General features: G+C 50.5%; 1 protein-coding gene. It reads left to right on the top strand.

The window, feature by feature from the left end; all coding sequences use genetic code 11:
- A partial coding sequence (vgrG, locus tag IAE19_RS16470; protein WP_200461977.1) for a type VI secretion system Vgr family protein occupies positions 1 to 554 on the top strand: 554 nt, incomplete at both ends.

Genomic DNA, 554 nt, shown 5'->3' with positions numbered 1-554 from the left:
TAGTACCAGAATACCACCCCTTAGCCCATCGACCACTCACCCATCCACAGCGAGCACGGGTGGTTGGACCAGAGAATCAAGAAATACACGTAGATGAATGGGGGCGGATCAAAGTCCGCTTTCTCTTCACTCGCACCGAAGACCATCAACATGATGGCGGTGCAGGCTCAAATGACAGCGATACAGATTCAGCATGGGTCGACGTGCTGACTCCATGGGCAGGTGAAGGCTATGGTGCAAGATTTCTACCACGCATAGGAGAGCTGGTGGTGATCGATTTCTTTGATGGTGATGTAGATCGGCCCTTTGTCACTGGACGTATTCATCAAGCACAACGCTCACCCACCAAATTTGATATCAAAGGGCAACTTCCTGCCACCCGAAATCTAAGCGGTATTCGTTCAAAAGAAATCAAGGGTGAAGGCTTTAACCAACTGCGCTTTGACGATACACCCGACCAGATTAGTGCCCAACTCCACAGCAGCCATGGAGCAAGCCAACTGAACTTGGGCAATCTCAGCCATCCCAAAGAACAGGAAAACAGTCAGGGACGT

The sequence above is a fragment of the Acinetobacter sp. S40 genome (genome assembly GCF_016624705.1).
Lineage (GTDB): Bacteria > Pseudomonadota > Gammaproteobacteria > Pseudomonadales > Moraxellaceae > Acinetobacter.
Note: the sequence above shows the minus strand (reverse complement) of the source record. Positions and strands in the feature narration are given on the sequence as shown.